At 67.8% G+C, this 18,550-nt stretch carries 17 protein-coding genes and 2 pseudogenes; 10 read left to right on the top strand and 9 right to left on the bottom strand.

Annotated features, from left to right (window positions below):
• Window positions 1–52 precede the first annotated feature (52 nt).
• Window positions 53–376 carry a hypothetical protein gene (locus tag LGI35_RS43720; protein ID WP_227299976.1) on the bottom strand — a complete coding sequence of 108 codons (324 nt, stop codon included), beginning with the start codon at window positions 374–376 and terminating at the stop codon, window positions 53–55.
• Between the two features lie 474 nt (window positions 377–850).
• Here LGI35_RS43720 and LGI35_RS43715 point away from each other — a divergent pair, with 474 nt between their 5' ends.
• Window positions 851–1,498 carry a hypothetical protein gene (locus LGI35_RS43715; RefSeq protein ID WP_227299975.1) on the top strand — a complete coding sequence of 216 codons (648 nt, stop codon included), beginning with the start codon at window positions 851–853 and terminating at the stop codon, window positions 1,496–1,498.
• Between the two features lie 66 nt (window positions 1,499–1,564).
• Here LGI35_RS43715 and LGI35_RS43710 read toward each other — a convergent pair whose 3' ends face one another.
• Window positions 1,565–3,502, bottom strand: a complete 1,938-nt coding sequence (locus LGI35_RS43710) for a hypothetical protein (protein WP_227299974.1) — start codon at window positions 3,500–3,502, stop codon at window positions 1,565–1,567.
• Between the two features lie 1,056 nt (window positions 3,503–4,558).
• The gene (locus LGI35_RS43705) at window positions 4,559–5,332 is read right to left on the bottom strand and encodes a PepSY domain-containing protein (RefSeq protein WP_227299973.1); all 774 of its coding nucleotides are present in this window, start codon (window positions 5,330–5,332) and stop codon (window positions 4,559–4,561) included.
• A gap of 130 nt (window positions 5,333–5,462) precedes the next feature.
• Here LGI35_RS43705 and LGI35_RS46795 point away from each other — a divergent pair.
• The 3 genes and pseudogenes from LGI35_RS46795 to LGI35_RS43685 all read left to right on the top strand — a co-directional run.
• A pseudogene (locus LGI35_RS46795) lies at window positions 5,463–5,618 on the top strand (oxidoreductase); the annotation flags it as partial.
• Window positions 5,619–5,875: 257 nt separating this feature from the next.
• Window positions 5,876–6,412 carry a DinB family protein gene (locus tag LGI35_RS43695; RefSeq protein ID WP_227299972.1) on the top strand — a complete coding sequence of 179 codons (537 nt, stop codon included), beginning with the start codon at window positions 5,876–5,878 and terminating at the stop codon, window positions 6,410–6,412.
• A 602-nt stretch (window positions 6,413–7,014) separates the two neighbouring features.
• Entirely contained in the window at window positions 7,015–7,221 is a 207-nt protein-coding gene (locus LGI35_RS43685) for a cold-shock protein (RefSeq protein ID WP_227299971.1), read from the top strand.
• Window positions 7,222–7,604: 383 nt separating this feature from the next.
• Here the strand turns inward: LGI35_RS43685 and LGI35_RS43680 are convergent, their stop codons facing one another.
• Window positions 7,605–8,099 carry a GNAT family N-acetyltransferase gene (locus LGI35_RS43680; protein ID WP_227299970.1) on the bottom strand — a complete coding sequence of 165 codons (495 nt, stop codon included), beginning with the start codon at window positions 8,097–8,099 and terminating at the stop codon, window positions 7,605–7,607.
• Between the two features lie 247 nt (window positions 8,100–8,346).
• Between LGI35_RS43680 and LGI35_RS43675 the strand changes: the two genes are divergently transcribed.
• A complete protein-coding gene (locus LGI35_RS43675) occupies window positions 8,347–8,931 on the top strand; it encodes a DinB family protein (RefSeq protein WP_227299969.1) in 585 nt (194 codons plus the stop codon).
• Between the two features lie 79 nt (window positions 8,932–9,010).
• Window positions 9,011–9,771, top strand: a protein-coding gene (locus tag LGI35_RS43670) for an IS5 family transposase (RefSeq protein WP_376692732.1) whose coding sequence is annotated in 2 segments (ribosomal slippage) — window positions 9,011–9,407 and window positions 9,407–9,771 — 762 coding nt in all. Because the reading frame shifts where the segments join, the coding sequence is not laid out codon by codon here.
• Between the two features lie 71 nt (window positions 9,772–9,842).
• Here LGI35_RS43670 and LGI35_RS43665 read toward each other — a convergent pair.
• Window positions 9,843–11,015, bottom strand: coding sequence for an epoxide hydrolase family protein (locus LGI35_RS43665; protein ID WP_227299968.1), 1,173 nt, complete (start codon window positions 11,013–11,015; stop codon window positions 9,843–9,845).
• Window positions 11,016–11,118: 103 nt separating this feature from the next.
• Here LGI35_RS43665 and LGI35_RS43660 point away from each other — a divergent pair, with 103 nt between their 5' ends.
• Window positions 11,119–11,694 carry a CGNR zinc finger domain-containing protein gene (locus LGI35_RS43660; RefSeq protein ID WP_227299967.1) on the top strand — a complete coding sequence of 192 codons (576 nt, stop codon included), beginning with the start codon at window positions 11,119–11,121 and terminating at the stop codon, window positions 11,692–11,694.
• A gap of 530 nt (window positions 11,695–12,224) precedes the next feature.
• Window positions 12,225–12,662 carry a cupin domain-containing protein gene (locus LGI35_RS43655; RefSeq protein WP_227299966.1) on the top strand — a complete coding sequence of 146 codons (438 nt, stop codon included), beginning with the start codon at window positions 12,225–12,227 and terminating at the stop codon, window positions 12,660–12,662.
• Between the two features lie 20 nt (window positions 12,663–12,682).
• Here LGI35_RS43655 and LGI35_RS46730 read toward each other — a convergent pair whose 3' ends face one another.
• On the bottom strand, window positions 12,683–13,138 hold the full coding sequence (locus tag LGI35_RS46730) for a hypothetical protein (RefSeq protein ID WP_423835765.1): 456 nt from the start codon (window positions 13,136–13,138) through the stop codon (window positions 12,683–12,685).
• A 99-nt stretch (window positions 13,139–13,237) separates the two neighbouring features.
• Here LGI35_RS46730 and LGI35_RS43645 point away from each other — a divergent pair.
• Window positions 13,238–13,351: pseudogene (locus tag LGI35_RS43645) on the top strand (DUF4291 domain-containing protein); the annotation flags it as partial.
• A 245-nt stretch (window positions 13,352–13,596) separates the two neighbouring features.
• On the opposite strand, the gene LGI35_RS43640 reads toward LGI35_RS43645, so the two are convergent.
• On the bottom strand, window positions 13,597–13,860 hold the full coding sequence (locus LGI35_RS43640; RefSeq protein ID WP_227299965.1) for a PepSY domain-containing protein: 264 nt from the start codon (window positions 13,858–13,860) through the stop codon (window positions 13,597–13,599).
• A gap of 607 nt (window positions 13,861–14,467) precedes the next feature.
• Window positions 14,468–15,319 (bottom strand): class I SAM-dependent methyltransferase, encoded by an 852-nt coding sequence (locus tag LGI35_RS43635; protein ID WP_279348839.1) that lies wholly within the window; start codon window positions 15,317–15,319, stop codon window positions 14,468–14,470.
• A 134-nt stretch (window positions 15,320–15,453) separates the two neighbouring features.
• Between LGI35_RS43635 and LGI35_RS43630 the strand changes: the two genes are divergently transcribed.
• A complete protein-coding gene (locus LGI35_RS43630; protein WP_227299964.1) occupies window positions 15,454–17,655 on the top strand; it encodes an FUSC family protein in 2,202 nt (733 codons plus the stop codon).
• Window positions 17,656–17,705: 50 nt separating this feature from the next.
• Here the strand turns inward: LGI35_RS43630 and LGI35_RS43625 are convergent, their stop codons facing one another.
• Window positions 17,706–18,251 carry an HXXEE domain-containing protein gene (locus LGI35_RS43625; protein ID WP_227299963.1) on the bottom strand — a complete coding sequence of 182 codons (546 nt, stop codon included), beginning with the start codon at window positions 18,249–18,251 and terminating at the stop codon, window positions 17,706–17,708.
• Window positions 18,252–18,550 lie beyond the last annotated feature (299 nt).

Below are 18,550 nucleotides of genomic sequence, written 5' to 3'. Positions count from 1 at the left end.
CTGTGTCATCCGTCGGCCGTCTATGGCTCCGGCCGTGATCCGCCGACACCCTTCAGACACCCGAGGGGTCGGCGTGATCCGGGTTTCGGCGGAGCGGCAGCAGCTGGCTAAGGGCTATGAGGAGCAGTCCACCAAACAGCAGGGCGTTCCCACCGAAGAATCGAGCCTCCCAGGAAACGCTCGGCAGGACTCGAAAGTAGAAGAGTCCCTGCAGAACGAGGGAAGCGCCCATGAGTAGGGCACCGAGGCCGTGGAGTTGGGGCCTGGTGACGTGGCGGCGCGCCATGGGCGGGATCCACCCTGTCCGGAGCGTGACGATGCCCCCTGTGATCGCCAGCAGCCCGAAGAAGGCGCCCGTTCCCACCACCCATGCCACGGCGTCACTCCGCTCCGACCGCACGAGGCCCGGAACGCAAGTAGCGCCCAGACCGAAGACCTCCGCATTGTCGCTCGACCTGGTGGTGCCTGGCCATGCCGGCGCCGGGCCATCTCCGTTCGCCTTCGGGGTCTGCCGTCGTACCGCAGGTCTCCGTGAGGCAGAACGCTCCCGACAGGCAATCCAGGCCACGGAGAAGCAGCGGGCGACACATGCGAACGCGGGGTCCGTGGAGTCAACTGCCCGCGCCCCAGCCGCCGCCCCGCGAAGCTGCTATGGCGCCCGTGAGCGCCTCGAGAAGGAAGTTGCGGCCCTGGTTCCGCAGGGAAGTTGACGATGCATCAGGTGCAGCAGGTGCAGGTGTAACTCTCCTCCGCACTCACGTCAGGAGATCCGCGAAGCAGTGCCTAGCCGACCCAGGGCACTGCGGACAGGCCACGGCACAGCATCACTGCGCCCGATAACCTGGCTCGCATGTCTGACGGGATCGCCTGGATAGGCGCACACAGCACGACCGGCACGGCAGCACCTGGGGCCGGGATGCTCGGGGGGATCTCCCTCACGGTGGCCCGCGGCTTCGACGAAGAGGACGAGTTCCTGATCGCGCTGGGCGCGGACCTCGACGAGCTGGCCGACGGGGCTCTGTACAAGGACCGCGGGCTTGTACCGTCCGATGCGCATGCCGCGATGTACGGCAGGTGCGGCGAATGGACATACGTCCTGGAGGACTGGGGCATGGCGACCTGGGCCGCGGGCTGGCAGGGCGTCAAGTCAATGCGCCCCTACCCCGGCGAAGAGATCGTGTGTCTGACGCTGAACCGGTGGTCGCCCCCGAACCGGATCATCCACGCGCCCGGCGACGGACAGGTACAGCGGGCCGACTTCGGCACCGACACCGGGTGCACCTCGGACCTGGACGCTGCGCTGCAGGCGGCCGGGGCTGTGGTCCCTCCGCGCCCCGACGCCGGGGACGAACTGGCCATCGCACAGTACGAGCAGGACCGGGAGCGTCTGCCGCAGGCGGTGTTCGCCGCGGTCGGCGACTACTGCGGACTGGTTCTCGACCGGGCCGCCATCACGGCCGGGACCCTGCCGGGTCTGGTGCTGCCCGCCGTCAACTGACCCGACGCGGGCCGGCCCCCACCGCTGGCTCGGGGTGGGGGCCGGCTTGTTGTGCGAGCGTGCGGGTCAGGCGGTGGGGGTCAGCTTGCAGATGACCGGGGTGCTACCGCCGTTGAGGCACGTGATGCCCGGCGTCATGCGGGTGTCCAGCCAATAGGCATCCTTGTCCATGATCCGCATGTCCTTCATAAACTTGCCGAAGTGGCCGCCCATCGACTGCTGATTGTGCATGCCGCTGATCGCCGACCGGCCGCACACTTCGGTGAACGTCGGGTCGGTGCCGTCCAGACTGAGCAGGTGCACCGCCGCACCCAGCTTCTTCGCGTAGGTGGACAGGCACGCATCACCGGTCGGGGTCGGCTTGCCAGGCAGCAACGCCGGGTTCAGGCCGCCCTCGGCCGCCGTCATGCCGCCACTGTTGTAGCTGGACGCAAAGGCGAACTCGTCGCAGTTCAGTTCATCGGTCGCATCCACCAGCGCCGACGCGTCGCCGTGGTCCTTGGCCCATCCGGTCGGGCAGATCCGGTCACGGCTGCGCCCGTTCTGCGACTCGTCGCCCATGTAGTACAGCGGCTTGCGTTCGGCCTCGGATCCGGGGTGCGTCGGGTTGTACGTCTGGATCAGCCACGCGTGCGCGGTCGCCTGCGGAAACGCCTTCGAATTGAGCTCGAACGTCGGCGCAGAGTTCACGAACACGCAACCCGTACCGGCCCCTGCCGCGGTGGTGTCGCACCGGATCTGATCCAGCTCCGCCGTGTCACCGCGATAGTCCAACGACCACTGATAGCCGGTCATGAACGGACGGATCTTCCCATCGGAGGGCATGATCGCACCGTCGACCTGCACATCGGGCTTGTAAAGGTACGTCTGACCCGCGGTCGTCGCGTCCCACGTGTACGGGGTGGAGATCTCCGCGGAGTGCATCTCACCGGGCACCCACCAGTTCTTGCCCTTCCACGCGGACGCGTCGGGCTGGATCGGGTCGCACGATCCCTGACAGAAATGCTTGCCAAGGTTCATGTCGATCTCGGCGAAGTCGAGCGGGATCTGTTGCGCGGGCTCGATCAACAGGTGCTCGGTGAAGCTGTTCGCCCCGTCGAGTTGCAGCGTGCGCACGAACATGAAGTACGCGGTGGCCTGCACGACGCCGTCCATGGAGATGTACACGGGCACCGACCGCACGTCGCACTGAGCGGACCGGGTCGACAAGATGCTGGGGAAATCCGTGTTGCACCACGGGATCCCGGCGATCTCGTCGGCTGCCGCCTGCATCTTGGCGGCCACCTTCTTCGGGGCGTCGGCCTTGGACAGCTGCCTGCCGAAGCAAGCCTGACGCCCCTCGGCGTCCTTGGGCCCACATTGCTCGACCGCAGGCTTGGTCTTCCCGGCCAGCGTCGCACCGGCCCCCAGGGGCTTGGTCTGCGACCCGCTGGGCGGGTTGTCCAACGCCGACGGGTTGGGCGCGGTGTAGTCCGGGGTGGGCAATGTCAGGTCGACGGGCATCTCCGGACGGAACGGGGCCCACGGCGACCACGTCGTTTCGTACAGGGACCCGTCGAAAGCGCTGGTGTGGAACACGTAGTTCGTGTTCAGGGAGAGCCTGCCCGCCGGGACGTCGACCGTGACCAGTGTCCCGCTCGCCACGTACGGGGAGACGATCACGCCGAACTCGGAGTCGTTCAGCTTGACTTTGGTCTTCGGCTTTCCGGCCGCGTCCGCCGTCCACACCTCGAACGTAAGGGTGGACTTGTCGCCGTCCGCGTCAGTGACGGTGTTCTTGAGCTGGATCTTTTGCGAGATGACTCGCTGGAACCCGGCCGCGTCCTTCCGCTTCGACGGCGCGGCGGTGGGGTTCTTCCCCGACACCGGCCGCGATCCGGCGGCGGCAACGGACTTCACCTCGGGCCCAGCAGCAGGTCGCGTGGAGGGGGCCGCGTTGGGGTCGGGCCGCGTGGCTGTGCCGGAGGCTGCGGTCGCCACACCGGCGGTTGCCAGCATCAGCATGGCGACACCGGCGGCTAACCGTGAGATGTGACGTCTTGTTGTGCGTATGCCAGACAAAGGGGTTGCCCTTCTGGCCCGGCCTGCCCGGTAGTTGGGCGTGCGGCCGGACGGTTTGTGTGTCGCGCCGGGGACATTCCTAACGGGCAGCGGCAGCGGACGGCAAGATCCCCAACACGGGATGATTGCCTTTAACCGGAGCTATCAGACGTGATGCACAACACCGTTGACTCTGCGCCTGCCAAGTGACCTGCTGGGGCCACAGACTGGCGGGCTCGCATGTTGCGGTGTCGTGTATTCGACAGCCGCTTGACGCGCCGGACACGGTGGGTCAACGCGTCGGGCAACATGGCGCTCGTGAGCAACTACCAGAGCCAGCGGTCGAGGAACTCGGCCCATCGGCCCAGATGAAGCCGTTGTAGCCGTCGAAGGCAGATGAATCGATCCTCTTGAACTCGTCTGCCAGCACGCTGAGTTCAGCGAGGGCTTCAACCTCGCGGTCATCCGGATCGCTGAGGATCTCGGCCCGGCTGACGTGCAGGCCGTTGGCGAACCATGCCTCACCCGCCGGGGAGGACGTGGTAGACCCACCCCGTGCCGGATTCGGCGCCGAACGACCATGGCAGACCGGGTACGAGGTCGCCATGGTGATGTTGAGTGAGCCGGAGGGGATCCACCAGCTGACGTCTGGAGTGCCGGATCCGCTTCCGCCTGGAACGATGCGTACGCGATCAATTGGTCAACGACGGGGATCCCGACCTCGACCAGTAGTGCCTTTTGGTCCTCGGGGATCTGCCGGCCCCGACACAACTCCCGGGTCTGCCCGCGTCACGTTCTCGGCGCCGGCCGAGGCCGTGAACTCGTCGTACGTCGTCACGTGAGAGTCCTTCCGGAACTGACTGCGGATGCGAACTCTCTCGAGACGGTCTGACAGGCATGCTGCGCACCGTGGGTCAGCAGGTGCTGCGGCAGAGGCCGGTACGGCTCCCTGATAGCTCGGGCCGCCGAAGCTGTGCTCGTGGGAGGCCGGCTCGCCTGCTTCCCACGAGCGGCAGCGCGTCAGTCGTGGTCGACCTCCTCGCGGGTGATGGTGCCCTTCACCGCGTCGATCTCGAAATCGGTCCTGTTCCAGTCCTTGGTAACGACATCGACGGACCAGACAAGGGACTTGTCGTCGCTCTCATCCAGGTTGATGGAGGTGACCGTGCCCTTCTGCTTGTCCGTAGCGACCTTGGCCGCCTCCTGCGGCGTCTGGGTGGCACGGGCGATCCGGTCGGCCATCTCACTCTTGTCGCCGGAGTCCTGGCCGGTCTCCGTAACGGACTGGATGACCTTGCCCGAGATGGCGTCGATGCGGACGGTGTGCGTGGTCCCGTCCTTCTCGACGACCTCAGCGATCCATTCCGGGACGGTGGAGCTACCACTCGGCCTCGGGCTGGGGGTTCCGCTGGGACTGGGGCTCTTGCTCTCGTCGTGGTCGTTGTCGTCGAGGCCCTTCAGGTCGAGTTCGGCGAGTTTGCTGCCTGAGACCTCGCCCACGGCCGTGGCAGCAGCCTTGTCGAAGGTGACCTTGGTGACACCGAGCAGCTCCTTGCGTGCTGTCTGGTCCTCAGTAAGCTCCCCGCTGCTGGAGGGGCTGTCCGACGGTGTGGCCGCCTGGTTCGGAATGATCTTCGCCGCTTCCGCCGTCGCTGCGGCTGTCGTCTTGCCACCGTCCCCGCCGCAACCTGTCATCAGTGCTGCTGAGGCTACGACGGCACACACGGTGCCGAGGACATGAAGGTGGCGGGCTCGAGAGATGCCGGGTCTCTTGCATCGGGACTCAAATCGCATGACCCCATGCCTAGCCCTCACACCGATCGGCCATGTGGCGCGACGGCCGGAGTCACCCGATCAACCGTGCGGCGCCTCCTCTTGGCCGTTGTCGGAGTCAGCTCCTCCCGGGCTGAGCATCCGGGGCTCGCGATCCGGGTCTACCGCCAACGAAGCTGGCCTACGCCATCGACCGTGAGCGGAAGTGCTGGTGGACACCCTGCGCTGGGAGCGGGAGCAAGGTTTGGACCGGCCCGGCCGGGCGGGCCTCAGCAGCCGGCGCGAGCACGAACGGCGGGATGCATAGGGCACGGGGCAGTGCGGGTCTGGTGCTGTGACCGCATAGGTTCGCCCGGTTGCGCTCATGCCGCCTGAGACGCGCGGCGATACCTGGCCGCTCGCAGTCGTGGAGGACCACTCGCGAGGCCGCATTGAGCGATGAGTTCCGATGCGAAGAGAGGTCTTCTTGGGCAGACGTGCTCGTGGGGTGCCAGTAGAGGCGCCGCCCAGTCCTGGGCACATACAAACTCGGCCAAGCTTGATGACCGATGAGGAGACTCCAGCGTGAGCGACATTGTGGTCCAGAAGATCGTCCGTCCTGAGCGCGCAGTATCGGGCCCGTGGCTGGAGGTGATCTCCTCGAATCTCGATTACCACCGAGCGACCTTCTTGTGGAAGTGCGAAGGCCTCTCGGATGCACAACTGCGGCTACGTCCTGTTCGGTCGTCGGCGTTGACCCTGCTGGGGCTCATGCGCCATCTACAGGGGGTTGAGCGTGCGTGGTTCCAGCGGACGTTGGGCGGTACGACGCCTCGCTTCTTCCCCTATAAGACCTATGCCACCGCTGATGGTGGCGAGTGGTTCGACGAGTCGGACGCTACGCCGGCCAGAAGCGTCTACGAGGACTACCTGAAGGCGTGCGAGGAGTCGCGGCAGGTATTCGCGAAGGTGACCGTCGACCTCGCGCGCATCGTGCCTAACCCGGAATTCGGTGATACCGATGTGCGGTTCGTCCTTGAGCACGTGATCGAGGAGTACGCCCGCCACGTCGGCCATGCGGATCTCCTGCGCGAGGCCATCGATGGCGTCACCGGCGAGTAGCCGGCCGCTGCGCCCCACGAAGTAGGCCTCAGCCCAGCATGCGACGAATCGCGACCGAACAGGCGGCGACCTCTGTGCAGGTGGCCAACCACCCGTGAGCACAGGCCTGGTCACCGGGGGCCCGCGACCGCCCCCCCTGGCCACCTATCGCCGGCGGTCACACCGCCGTGACGGGGGCCGACCGACCCAGCGGATACCTCTTTCGCAGCGGATGCGGGCACGTTCCTTGCGTTCGGCGGCCAGGACGTCGCGGTGGCGGGCGTTGGCGTTGCGCCGTCGCAGGCAGGCGTGCAGCGCGTAGACCGCCACCCGCAGGACGCGGTGCGCCTGCGGCAGGCACATTGTGACGATGCTCGACACCCTCGAGCGGCCCTCGCCGAGCGCTGCACGGCCTGACTTCGTGAGCCAGGTGACGTGATGAGGCACCCCGGACCCTTTGTCGCTGAACGTTGACCGGTTGCTGTCGACGTTTGTGCACGGCACGGCACGCCAATCCGGAGGATTCGTCATGGTTGAGGGAGACTTGTCCCTGCCGGAGCTGTGTGCCGCTGCGGCCGGTGCCGCGAGTCGGTGCCGTGGGACATCACGAAGGATCAAAAGCGATGGCAACTGGCCGCGTGAAGTGGTTCAACGCTGAAAAGGGATTCGGCTTCATCGAGCAGGACGGCGGCGGAAGTGACGTCTTCGTGCACTACTCCGCAATCCAGGGCACCGGCTACAAGGAGCTGGCCGAGGGCGAGGCGGTCGAGTTCGACGTCACTCAGGGCCAAAGGGGACCGCAGGCCGAAAACGTGAACCGGATCGGTTGATCGGTTCCCCGCCGGGAGCCGGCGCGACGTAAGGCGGGCGCCCCGTCCGCTCTCCACACCTCGCCCCGGGCGCGATCACCTGCGCCGCGCCCTCTGCGGTCCGGCGCTCGGGGCAGGCAAGGAGAGCGGTGCTGTGGCTCGACGGCTCAAGCGTCAGGCTTGAGCGATCTCTTGTCTCCGCCTCCTGTCCGTGATCCGCTGCGAGGACCTGCGTGGTGGGCCGCATGGGGCAAACGCCAGGAACCTGCCGAACAACGGCAGCGAGTCCGCGATCACTTCCCTGGCATCGCTCTTCCTCAGACGGCGGGTGCGGGCGGCCCGCACCGATCAGCGGTGGCCACAGCCTTCCCTTCCCGCAGCCGACCCACGAGCCAGAGAAGGGTCTATGGCTGGAGGTCGCGCTGGTACCAAGTGCCTGACCTGCCGCCGAGATCGGCCGGGGTCGCAGGGCCAACCAGGACGAATCCGGCCTTGGCCAAGACTTTCTGGGACGCGGCGTTGTCGTGGGAGGTGGCCGCCCTCAGTGTGCGCAGGCCGTGCATCGCTGTCGCCGTCCGGCACAGCTCCCGGACAGTCGCGGTCGCCACGCCGCGGCCGGCGACCCGCTCCGCGACCCGGTAGCCGAGTCTGGCAGTGCCGTCCTCCAAGTCGTACAGGTTGAACCTGCCGAGTACCGAGCCGTCCTCGGCGAGGAGCACATAGAAGGCGCAGATGCCGGCCTCCTGCTCGGCCAGCGAGGCGTCGTACCGGTCGGTGAACCGGTCGAAGAAGTCGTCGCCGCGGTCGGAGATCGAGGCAGCGAAGTAGGTGCGGTTCGCCAGCTCGAAGGCCAAGACCTCCGGGGCGTCGCCGACATGCAGCCGCTTCAGCTCGGGCACTGCCCGACTCTATCCAGATCGTGCGCTGAGGCCACCCGAGGTTCCGCCAGTGGCAGGCAGCCCCAAGTCCAGGGCACATAACGATCTACGGGCTGGAGTATTAGAGGGTGTCTCACGTGGCAAGTTTCCCGAGCCTCTTGTAGCAGGTCAGGGCGGCGGCCATGGCCAGGCCTCGGCTCTGCAAGTCGTTGCGGACCACGTACGGGATCTTGAGACAACGAGGCAGCCCATGGCAGGCTCATGCCGCATGATCGATGAATTCGCGAAAGACAACCTGCACGGGAGACTGCGGCGGGACCGCCAGGCGCTGCTCTGGAAACTCGACGGCTTGTCCGAATACGACGCCCGCAGACCTTTGACAGCGACCGGGACCAACCTCCTCGGCCTGGTCAAACACGTGGCCACCGTCGAGGCCAGGTACTTCGGCGAGGTCTTCGACCGCCCTTCCCCGGAACCGCTGTCCCGGTGGCAGGACTCCAACGGCAGCGATCTGTGGGCGACCGAGGACGAGACCCGCGATCAGATCATCGGGTTCTACCGGCGCACCTGGGAACACTCGGACGCGACGATCAACAAGCTTTCCCTCGACGCCCCCGGCCACGTGCCGTGGTGGCCGGAGCCTCATCCCAACACGAACCTGTTCGCCATCATGGTCCATGTCCTCGGCGAGTCCATCCGGCATGCCGGGCACGCCGATATCCTGCGCGAGGGCCTCGACGGCCGGACCGGAGTGCGCGCCGAAAACGAGAAGCAGATCGACGAGCAAGCCCGTGCAGCCTACTGCGCGAAGATCGAGCAGGCAGCCAAGTCGGCCGCAACGATCAAGGCTTAAAAGCTGTCTCACGTGACTTGATGTTCGTACGGCATGATGCCGGTCGTGGGTGCTGACCTATCGAAGCGTCTGGATCCTGATGAACTCTGGGAGCCGGCCGGCCGCCCCGTTGCTGCCGTCGTTCGCTGCTCGTCCGCAAGGTGGGGGGCCCGCTCCGTGTGACGAGCGGGCCGTGTTCACGGCAGTGGTGTACGCGCTGACCAGCGGCTGTGCCTGGCGGCATCTGCCGCCGACGTTCGCTACGTCGCCCGCCACTGCGCATCGCCGCTTCACGGTATGGACCGAGGCCGGCCTGTGGCGTCGTTCGCACCGGGCGGTGCTGGACGAACTCGGGGCCCGGGGCGAGGTGGACTGGACCTCGGCGATCATCGACGCGGCCTCCGTTCGCACCAAAAGAGGGGGATCGCCGACCGGGCCGAAACCGGTCGATCACGGCAAGAAGGGCAGCAAGCCGCACGTGCTGTCCGAGGCCCAGACATCCCGGTCGTCGTCACTATGTCCGGCACGAACATCCACGACAGCCTCGCCATCAAGCCGCTCATCCACGGCATACCCGCTGTCCGGTCCCGCCGGGGACCACGGCGGCGCCGACCCGTCAAACTCCGTGCGGACAAGGCGTACATCTCTACCAAACACCTGGCCTGGCTCCGCAAGCGCGGGCTCGTCGCGCGCATCGCGCGGCCCGGCATCGAGTCCGGCGAACGCCTGGGTCGGCACCGCTGGAAGATCGAACGGTCGATCGCTCGGCTCTTCGGCTACCGCCGCCTCACCGCCCGATACGAACGAAAGGGCTGGCACTCCCTCGCCTTCCTCAGCCTGACCGCCGCCCTGAACTGCTGAAAGAAGCTCGCGAAACTTGCCACATGAGACGCCCTCTTGGGCGGTGACCAAGCAGCCGGCACCAGCCGCGTTCACCGATGAGCGGCCAGCACTGCAGCGAGGCCCTCTTGCAGATCCCTGACGAAGTACTCGGGAACCTCCAGCGACGGGAAATGTCCCCCGGCTTCGGGCGACCTCCATCGGACGATCCGTCGGTACCGCTCCTGTGCCCAGGGGCGCGGACACTTCTCGATGTCGCGGGGATACATAGTGATCGCTGACGGGACGTCGACCCGAAGTTCGGGATCGAGCGAGTTGTGGCTCTCGTAGTAAATGCGGGCCGCTGATGCGCCGGTCCGCGTCAGCCAATACAGGCTGACGTCGTCAAGAATGCGGTCTCTGGAGATCTTCTCGAACGGGCTGTCCTCGGTGTCCGACCACTCGGCGAATTTGTCGAGGATCCAGGCGAGAAGCCCGACCGGCGAGTCGACGAGCGAGTAGCCGATGGTCTGCGGCCGGGTCGCCTGCTGCTTCGCGTACGCCGCGCGGTGGCGCCAGAAATCGCGGGTCTCCTCGGTCCACTTGCGCTCGACAGCCGTCAGCCCGTCCGTCGTCAACCCGGGCGGCGCCTCCGCGAACAATGTGTGGATGCCCAGAACGTGCTCCGGGAACCTGCCGCCGAGAACCGTGGTGATATTGCCTCCCCAGTCGCCGCCGTGGGCTACGAACTTGCTGTAGCCGAGCCTTCCCATCAGTTCCACCCATGCGGCTGCGATCTTTTCGGTTCCCCACCCGGTGGTGGCCGGCTTGTCGCTGTAACCAAAGCCAGGTAGCGACGGGGCCACGACGTGGAACGCCGGCGCGTCCGCATTTTTCGGATCTGCCAGCTCGTCGACTACATCGACGAACTCGGCAATGCTGCCCGGCCAGCCGTGCGTCAGGAGCAAGGGAGTGGCATCTGCGCGGGCGGATCGGCGGTGCAGGAAGTGGATTCCCAGATCATCAATGGTCGTGCGGAACTGGCCGATCCGGTTGAGGCGCGCTTCGAACGACCGCCAGTTGTACTCGGTGCGCCAGTAGTTCACGACCTCGACGAGGTCGGCGAGAGGAACGCCCTGCTCCCATCGGCGAGGGCCGGGCGCGGCGCGGTGGACCGTCTCGGGCTCCGGCAGTCGCGCCGCGGCCAGTCGCGCGCGCAGATCGGCGAGGTCGGCGTCAGTTGCGTGGGCTTCAAATGCTTGCACGTCACTGGTTGGACGGGGCATGAGACCTCCTGGCCGTCGCGGAACCGGCTACGACCCATCGCGAACCGGCTATGCCGGTTCTAGCAGTTCCCCGAGCCACGCCGCAACCAGCTAAGGTGGTTCCATGCGTGCTGCGTTCCCTGACTTCCGCCTCGGTAACGTGCTGTCGACCAGCTTCACGGGGACTCTGTCGGAGCGTCATGGCGACGCTGTGGAGCGCATTCCCACTCCGCACCGACTCGTCGACTGGCTGACAGTGAGCGGCCTCGCCGTGGACTCCTGCACCACTGCCCAGCTCGACTTCGCTTGGGAACTGAGGGAGTCGATTCACGCTGCCGCGACAGCGGCCGCGGTCAAGGACGCTCTCCCTGCGTCTGCTGTCCAAGTCATCAATGACTGCAGCATTCAGGGTCGGGCCGCAGCGGTCCTGACGCCTGAGGGTCAGCGGCGATGGCGCCTCAACGCGGATTCCTGCGTGGAAGATGCCCTCGGCGTGATCGCCGCCGACGCGATCAGCATCATCGCAGGCGAACGCGACGGAAAATTGGCCTTGTGCGCATCACCAACCTGCCAAGCCGCCTTCTTCGACACCAGCCAAAGCCGCACCCGCAAATGGTGCGACATGAACACGTGCGGGAATCGTCAGAAGAAGGCGCGCTTCAATGCCAACCAGCGCAAAAAACCCAGATCAGCGGAGTGATATTTACGCTCCGTACATCCAAACGGGCCGCACACCTGAGACACATCCGTCGCGTTGGGTGCACCCCAACGGCATCGCTTAAGAGCCGTCCGTCGCCTTCGAACAATCAGTGCAGCAGGAGGCTCTGGCCGAGGCAATACTGCCAAGCTCTGCCACCGGGACAGCCTCATAGCGACGCACCGCCTGCACCAGCACCCAGCGGCACCTCGCATCGGAGCAGGGGAAACATTGCGTGATACGGCACGAGATGCCTGCCGATGGCATGATGCGATGCAGTCTCGATGCCGCTGACTCCGAATTGTGGCTGCTGCCGATGGAAGGCAGGGTGGTCTCGAGACCGTTCGGACCAGACAGAAGGCACACCGCCTGCCACGGATATGGGCTGTGGCTTGTCCTCGTGGCGAAGCGAATTGTGTGAGCCAGAAGCCGGCGAACCTGGTCACCGCCGAACGAGTGGGTCGGCACACCTGCGGAATGCGGTGACCCACGCAAGATCGTCCATCCTGGGCAGGCTTACGGAGGTGTGGTGCATGTCAGAGAAGAACCCAGAGCACGGGACCGCCGAAGAGGTCTCCTTGCCGCCCGAAGTCAAGTTGCTGCAGGAAGTCACTCCGCCCTTCTTTCCCCAAGGTGGCTCGGCAATGACCATTCTTGTCGAGTGGCCTCCTGGGCACCCTGGGCTCCCCCCGCATCGCCACTCGGGCCCGTCGTTCGGTTACGTCATGGAGGGCGCGCTCAGGTTCGAGCTCGAGGGTGAGCCGGAGCGTGTGGTCGAGGCAGGTGGGACGTTCTGGGAGCCTGGCGGTGACGTGATCCACTATCAGGACGGCAACGCCCTGTCGGACGCACCGACCAAGTTCGTGGTGACCATGGTGTGCGCGCCGGGTCAGCCGATGCTCAAGGTGGTCGACGAGGAGGAGCTGAAGGAACGGGCGCACCTGCGCGCCCCGCGTCCCTCCGAAGGCTGACCCGATCGACACGCGTCACTTCACAACAGGGCAAACGCCCCTGGCGCGGCGACGCGCCGCCATTCGTAAACCGGGCACTGCACTGACGTCGACGAGGTCTGACCGAGTGCATGGAAGCGGCATTGGCGCACGATGACCAGCGAGGTGTCGTCGGTGGCGCCACCCGGTGGGAGTAGGTCGGTGAGCACCGCGTCGACGAGGCCTTCGGGATCGTCTGCCCGGTGGCGGGCCACGGCGTCGGCGAGCCAGGCGAGGCCCTTGTCCATGTCCTTGTCGATGTCCTCGTCGCGGCGTTCGATCAGACCGTCGTAAACGCACGAGGGCGGCGCCCCGCGGAAGGTCGCGACAGCCCGGATCCGGGAGGTGTTGAGGGCGGACGCCCAGTGTCGGGGGTGATGGTGCCGCTCTCCCAGTCGATGAACGTTGGCCACGGTGGTGTTCTCGGCCCCGTCGATGGTGCGGGCTTCCCTGGGCACCGTCGAAGCCGTCTCCGGTGGACGTCAGGTTGATCACCCGTGGGCGTGCGCTCGTAGAACGCGCAGCCTCAAGGCAAGCCAAGAAGCCGAACGATGGGCGCACAGGAACATGCCTACCTGGCCCGCTGTGAGCACGGGCTGCATCCTGACCGCGCCACCTGGAGACGCCGGTTGAAGCGGTCTCCGGCTCGGGTCCGGTGGGACCCGGAACGTCTTCGGTGGAAACTCCCTCCTGTTTGCTGGACTGCTCCTCATGGCGCATAGCCAGGTACGGCCGCTCCGCCCCAACCCTGATCATCCCGACTCCTCGGGTGCCTGAAGGGTGTTGGCAGATCACAGCACGGCCGTAGACGGATAGCCCCGTCCCACGCCAAAAACAACGTGCCCGCAATCCGGAAGTCACATGATCCGCCGGGGTCGCCTGGCAATGGATCCGGCCCGGGACAGGAGCCGCACCCTCACCGGTTCGCGGAGTTGTCCTCCTCGAGGATCTCGCCCGTGTGGGCATTGAGCTCGATCCACCACACAACCCCGGCGGCATCCTCGACCTCGACAGCGAACCGGTAGCGGCCGGGCGCAGTCTCGTCTTCGCCGTACTCGAACCCGAGGACGTCTTTCCGTGCCGGGTGCCGTGCGGCGGCGATCCGCTCGAGTTCGTCACGCGGCATGACTTGGCCGGCTTCGACGATTTGCCGCGCCTGTTCGCTGTCGATACGTCTCATGGCGCCACGGTATGGCGGCCTCCCCCGCCCGGCGACCGGTGCGCGCCCCCTTGGTCTACGGGATGGGCCGACTGTGTTCGCGTACTTGGGGTCGCCGGGGAACTAGCCGCGCCTGCCGGGCAGGAGGACGTGCCGGATCGTCAGGCCGGGCCCGTACAGGGCATGGACGCGGGTCAGGCCGGACGTGTCGCCCGCCGGAGGGCGCAGGCAGACGCTGTGGCCCCTCGCGTATGGGCATCAGGGCTGACCGCGCCAGGCGGGGGCTTTGCACTCTCGGGGAGGACCTGGGCTCCGCTGCTGTGGATCAGGCGGGAGAAGCAACCGGGGGCGGACAGGGGTACCCGGTGACGAGAAGCCCGTCCACGGCGTGGGAGCCGGTGTTGGCATACCTGACGGTGTGTCCGTCCAGGCGGCTCGTGGTCGCCGCGTCGAACGAACCCGAAGACCCTTCGGGCCGGCGGCAATGCCTGGCCTCCGCGTGGCGATTTTCGGGCGACTCTCAGTGGTCGTAGGCGGTCAGTGCGCGCATGGCCGGCTGGCGGCGCATGAACCTGGCTCCACTCATCAGGTCCCCTTGGGATCGATCATTCGGGGAACTGGGAGGAGCTTACCGGCGGACCGCCGAGATGAGTCCGCCGGGCCGCTCCTCGTGCTGCGGCGGGGTACTGATCGGACGGCCGTAGGCGGCAGCGCGTTCGCGCAGGGTGTGGCTGTCGGCGTCCCAGCCGTGCCCGGCCAGCCAGCCCACCGGGTCGTCGGGCATCTCCGAGACCCACATGGACGCCGCCGATCCCGGCGCGGCGTCCGCGCCGAAGCGCTCGATCACGCCACGCGAGCCCAATGTCAGACCCATCCAACTGCCCGCCGCCGACTGCGTGCTGATCCGGGCCAGCAGTAGCTCCACCGCGTCCTCGGGCAGATAGATCAGTAGTCCTTCGGCGATCCACACGGTCGGCGCGGCCGGGTCGTGCCCTGCGACGGTCAGCGCGCCTGGCCAGTCCTCACGCAGATCCACCGCGACGGTGATCCGCTCGCAGCGTGCGAGGGCACGCTCCTGGCGCAGCACCGAAGCCTTGAAGTCCAGTGGCGCGGCGGTGTCGACCTCGAACAGCCGGGTGCCCTCGGGCCAGTCGATCCGGAAGGCCCGGCTGTCCATGCCGGCGCCGAGCAGCACGACCTGCCGGACCCCGGACGCGGAAGCCTGCTGCAACAGGTCGTCGAGGAACTTCGTCCTGATGACGATGGAGTGGGACACGGCCAGTCGGCGGCGTCGCGCGGCCTCGTCATCGGGCAGCGGCGGCGAGGAGGGCCACAGGCCGCCGGCGGTGGCGAAGGCCTGTGCCAGTGGGTCGCGGAACAGCGCGTTCTCCCGCTCGCTCTCCAGCGCGCGCACCCGGGCCACCCCCACCGCCGTGGCCCACACTCCCGACGGTTGCGCCCGCTCCCGCTCATCAGTCACCGCGCCAGCCTAGATGATCGATTCCAAGGGGCACCTGACGAGGGAGCGCCGGGTTCATGCGCCGGATGGGCGAGCTCCAGGACGACTGACCTCCCGGGCGGGCGGACCGCACGGCTCGGGGTGATCCTGGTGGCATGGGTGGTACCGGCGTTCCCTGGGTCCGGCTGCCCGCCGCCTACCGGGCGGCGGCCCGCCGCTCCGTGCGGGTCACGGTGGCCGCCGGCGCCGGGTTCTACCTGTTCCTGTACGGCTTTCATTCGGTCGACGCAGCGACCTACGCGCTCTTCGCCGCGATATCGCTCGCGGGACTGTCGCACATCCCCGGGACCGGCCGGCAGCGTGCCGCGGTGGTGGCACGGCTGCTACCGGTCTGCCTGGTGCTGATCACCGTCGGCACCTACCTGTCGGTGCGGACCTGGACCGCGACGGCCGGGATGCTGGTGATCGGCTTCGCGCTGGCCTTCTCCGCGGTAGGCGGCCCCCGCCTGGCGGGGGCCGCGCCCGGTCTCCAGCTGATGTACATCCTGCCGTCGTTCCCGCCCTACGACCCCGGCTCGCTCGGCGGCCGGCTGGCCGGCGCCTCGGTGGGCATCGTGTTCCTCGTGCTCGCGGAGACGTTCCTGCTGCCCGATCCCCCCACTGTCCCCTACCGAGAGCTGGCCGCGCGGGCCGCCGACAGCGCCCGGCGCTGTGCCGAGGAACTGACCGGTCCGCCGTACGCGATCACCGCCCGGACTGCGCAGGAGGCCCGAGCCGCCAGTACCGCGCTGCGGTCCTCACAGGTACCGGAGGCCGAGCGGCCCGCCGGGCCGAGCGTGCGGGACCGCGGCCTGGCCCACACCGGCCTGGCCACCCGCACCCTGCTGGCGCGGCTGACCGCTCCCCCCGAGCAAAATCCCGGGCCGGCCGAATCCGAGGTGGGGCTGGTCGTACTGCGCGCAGTGCGGGACACAGCCCGCGAGACGGCCGACCGCCTGCGGGGCCGATCTCCCACCGCCGAGGACGCACACATTCGGCTACTACGGGCCCGTACCACCCTGGCGGCCGGCCCGGACGCGGACATCTCGCCGGCCGCGCTGCGCCGGCACGCGCAGGTGCTGGAGCTCGCGGACGCCGCGCTGGCGATGTCCACGGCCGCGGCCATCGCCGTACGGGGCCGAGCGGGCGCGGCACAGGCAGCCCCAGGCCGATTCTGGTACGCCCGAAAGCGTGCGCCGCAGCTGTGGTGGTCGCGGTTGGTGGGGCACGCGGGCAACCGGTCGGTGTTCTTCCAGAACGCAGTACGGATCAGCCTGGCCCTCGCCGCGGCCCGGCTGATCGCGGGTGTGGACACCCTGCCGCACGGCTTCTGGGTTCTGCTGGCAACCTTGACTCTGACCCGGACCACCGTACGGGAGACCCGCTCGACGATACGGTTGGCACTGACCGGGACTCTCGTCGGCGCACTGATCGTGGCCGCACTCTTCACGCTGGTCGGGACCGGAATCGCCGTCTACGCGGCGGTGCTCCCGCCGCTGATGCTGATCGCGTTCACGCTGGGGCCGGTCAAGGGCATCGGCTGGGCCCAGGCGCTGTTCACCCTGGTGGTCGCCCTGGCATTCGCACAGCTGGCGCCCGCGACCTGGCAGCTTGCCGAGTTCCGGCTGCTGGACGTGCTGACCGGCAGCGCGATCGGCGCTGTCTTCGGGCTGCTCGCCTGGCCGCGCGGTGCCCACGACGAACTGCGGCGGTCGATGGCGGTTCTGCTGCGCGGTGCGGCGGAGAACGTGGTGGCGACCACCGCCCAGGTGGCCGCGGGCGGGGTGCGGGCGCCAGTGACAGCCCCGCCGGGCCACCGCTCACTGCAGCACTCACTGGGCCTGGCGGAGGTGGCATACGCCCAGTTCCACAGCGAGCCGAAGGGCTTGGCCTCCGCCCGCCCCGGCCCAGATCCGCCAGGCTCGAGAAGCCCCCATGAACCCGCCGACCAAAACAGCTCCCAGGACTGGCAGGCGACCCTGATGGCCGCCCACCACACCCTGTGGGGAGCCGACCGGCTGCTGGTGCCACCCGAGCCGATGGTCGTACCGCCCCTGGAGCCAGAGCCATCGGCGGCCATGACCCGCCTCGGGGACCGGGTGGCCGGGCGCATGCTGCTGGTGTCGGCGCGCCTCGATCCGGGCGGCGACACCCCAAAGGCCCCAATAGCGCTGCGCGACCCCGACTTCGACGGTTTCGCGGTGGAACCGCCGGGCGCACCACGCGTGTACTACGCGGCCGTCTCCTGGCTGGACGCACTCATGACGGACCTGGAACGGATCACCGGCGAGGCCACAGCCGCGCCCTTCCGCCCCTGAAGACGCTCAGGGGCCGATCCCCGTCTGGGTAGTCAAGTTCTGGACCGTGTTCAGCTCCGGTTGGCAACCCGTCGGGCCACCAGGTGTGCCCCTGCCGTGGCCGCTGCGGCCAACCCGAGGCCCTGAACGGCGTCCCGGGGGCGTGCGGGACGCAGCACCCCCGCTCGGCGCAGGCGGCCACGGGCCCAGAGCGTGAAGGGAATGACCACCAACGGCGAGGTGACCGAACCCGGCGTGTACCCACGGACCGCAGCGGCCAGGGCCAGATGCACCAGACCGTGCAGGCCGAATCCGTTGAGGGCCCCTTGGTAGAAAGCCGAACGCCCGCCGGTGCGGTACCCGTCGACAGCCGCCGCAGCAACCACCACGGCCATCCCGGCGACGGCGCTTGCGAACTCGCGCTCGTCAATGGACTCCAGCTGCCGCCATATCTGATCCGGTACCCGCGGAAATCGCCCTCGCAGCTCGGGTACCCGGTCACGGGCCCAGCGCGGCACCATGACGACTTCCTCCGCGTCATGCACCGCCCAAGCAACCAGGAGCCCCAGAGTCACGCTGGCGCCGACACCGCACCGACCGATCTCACGTCCGCTCATAACCAGGCAGTCTGTCAGCCCATTTGAGGCACACGGCCGGCGGACCCGACCCCACAAGCGATCACTCATCAGCGCCCCGGACCATGAAGAACACACTCGAAGATCATCCCAAGGGGCCCAACTGCCACTGCGAGCTGCGCAGTTCGCTCTCACATGCCGCGCTCCGGGCCGTACCAGGGCTCGGGACGTTCGCCGGCGGACATCGACGGTGGCGGCGACAGAACCGGTGTTCGGCGGGAGTGCGCGCAGGGCAGGGCTGTGCCCGGCCAGGCATTGTCGTACCCCCGCTGTAGCGTCCA

Source organism: Streptomyces longhuiensis (assembly GCF_020616555.1).
GTDB lineage: Bacteria > Actinomycetota > Actinomycetes > Streptomycetales > Streptomycetaceae > Streptomyces > Streptomyces longhuiensis.
Note: the sequence above shows the minus strand (reverse complement) of the source record. Positions and strands in the feature narration are given on the sequence as shown.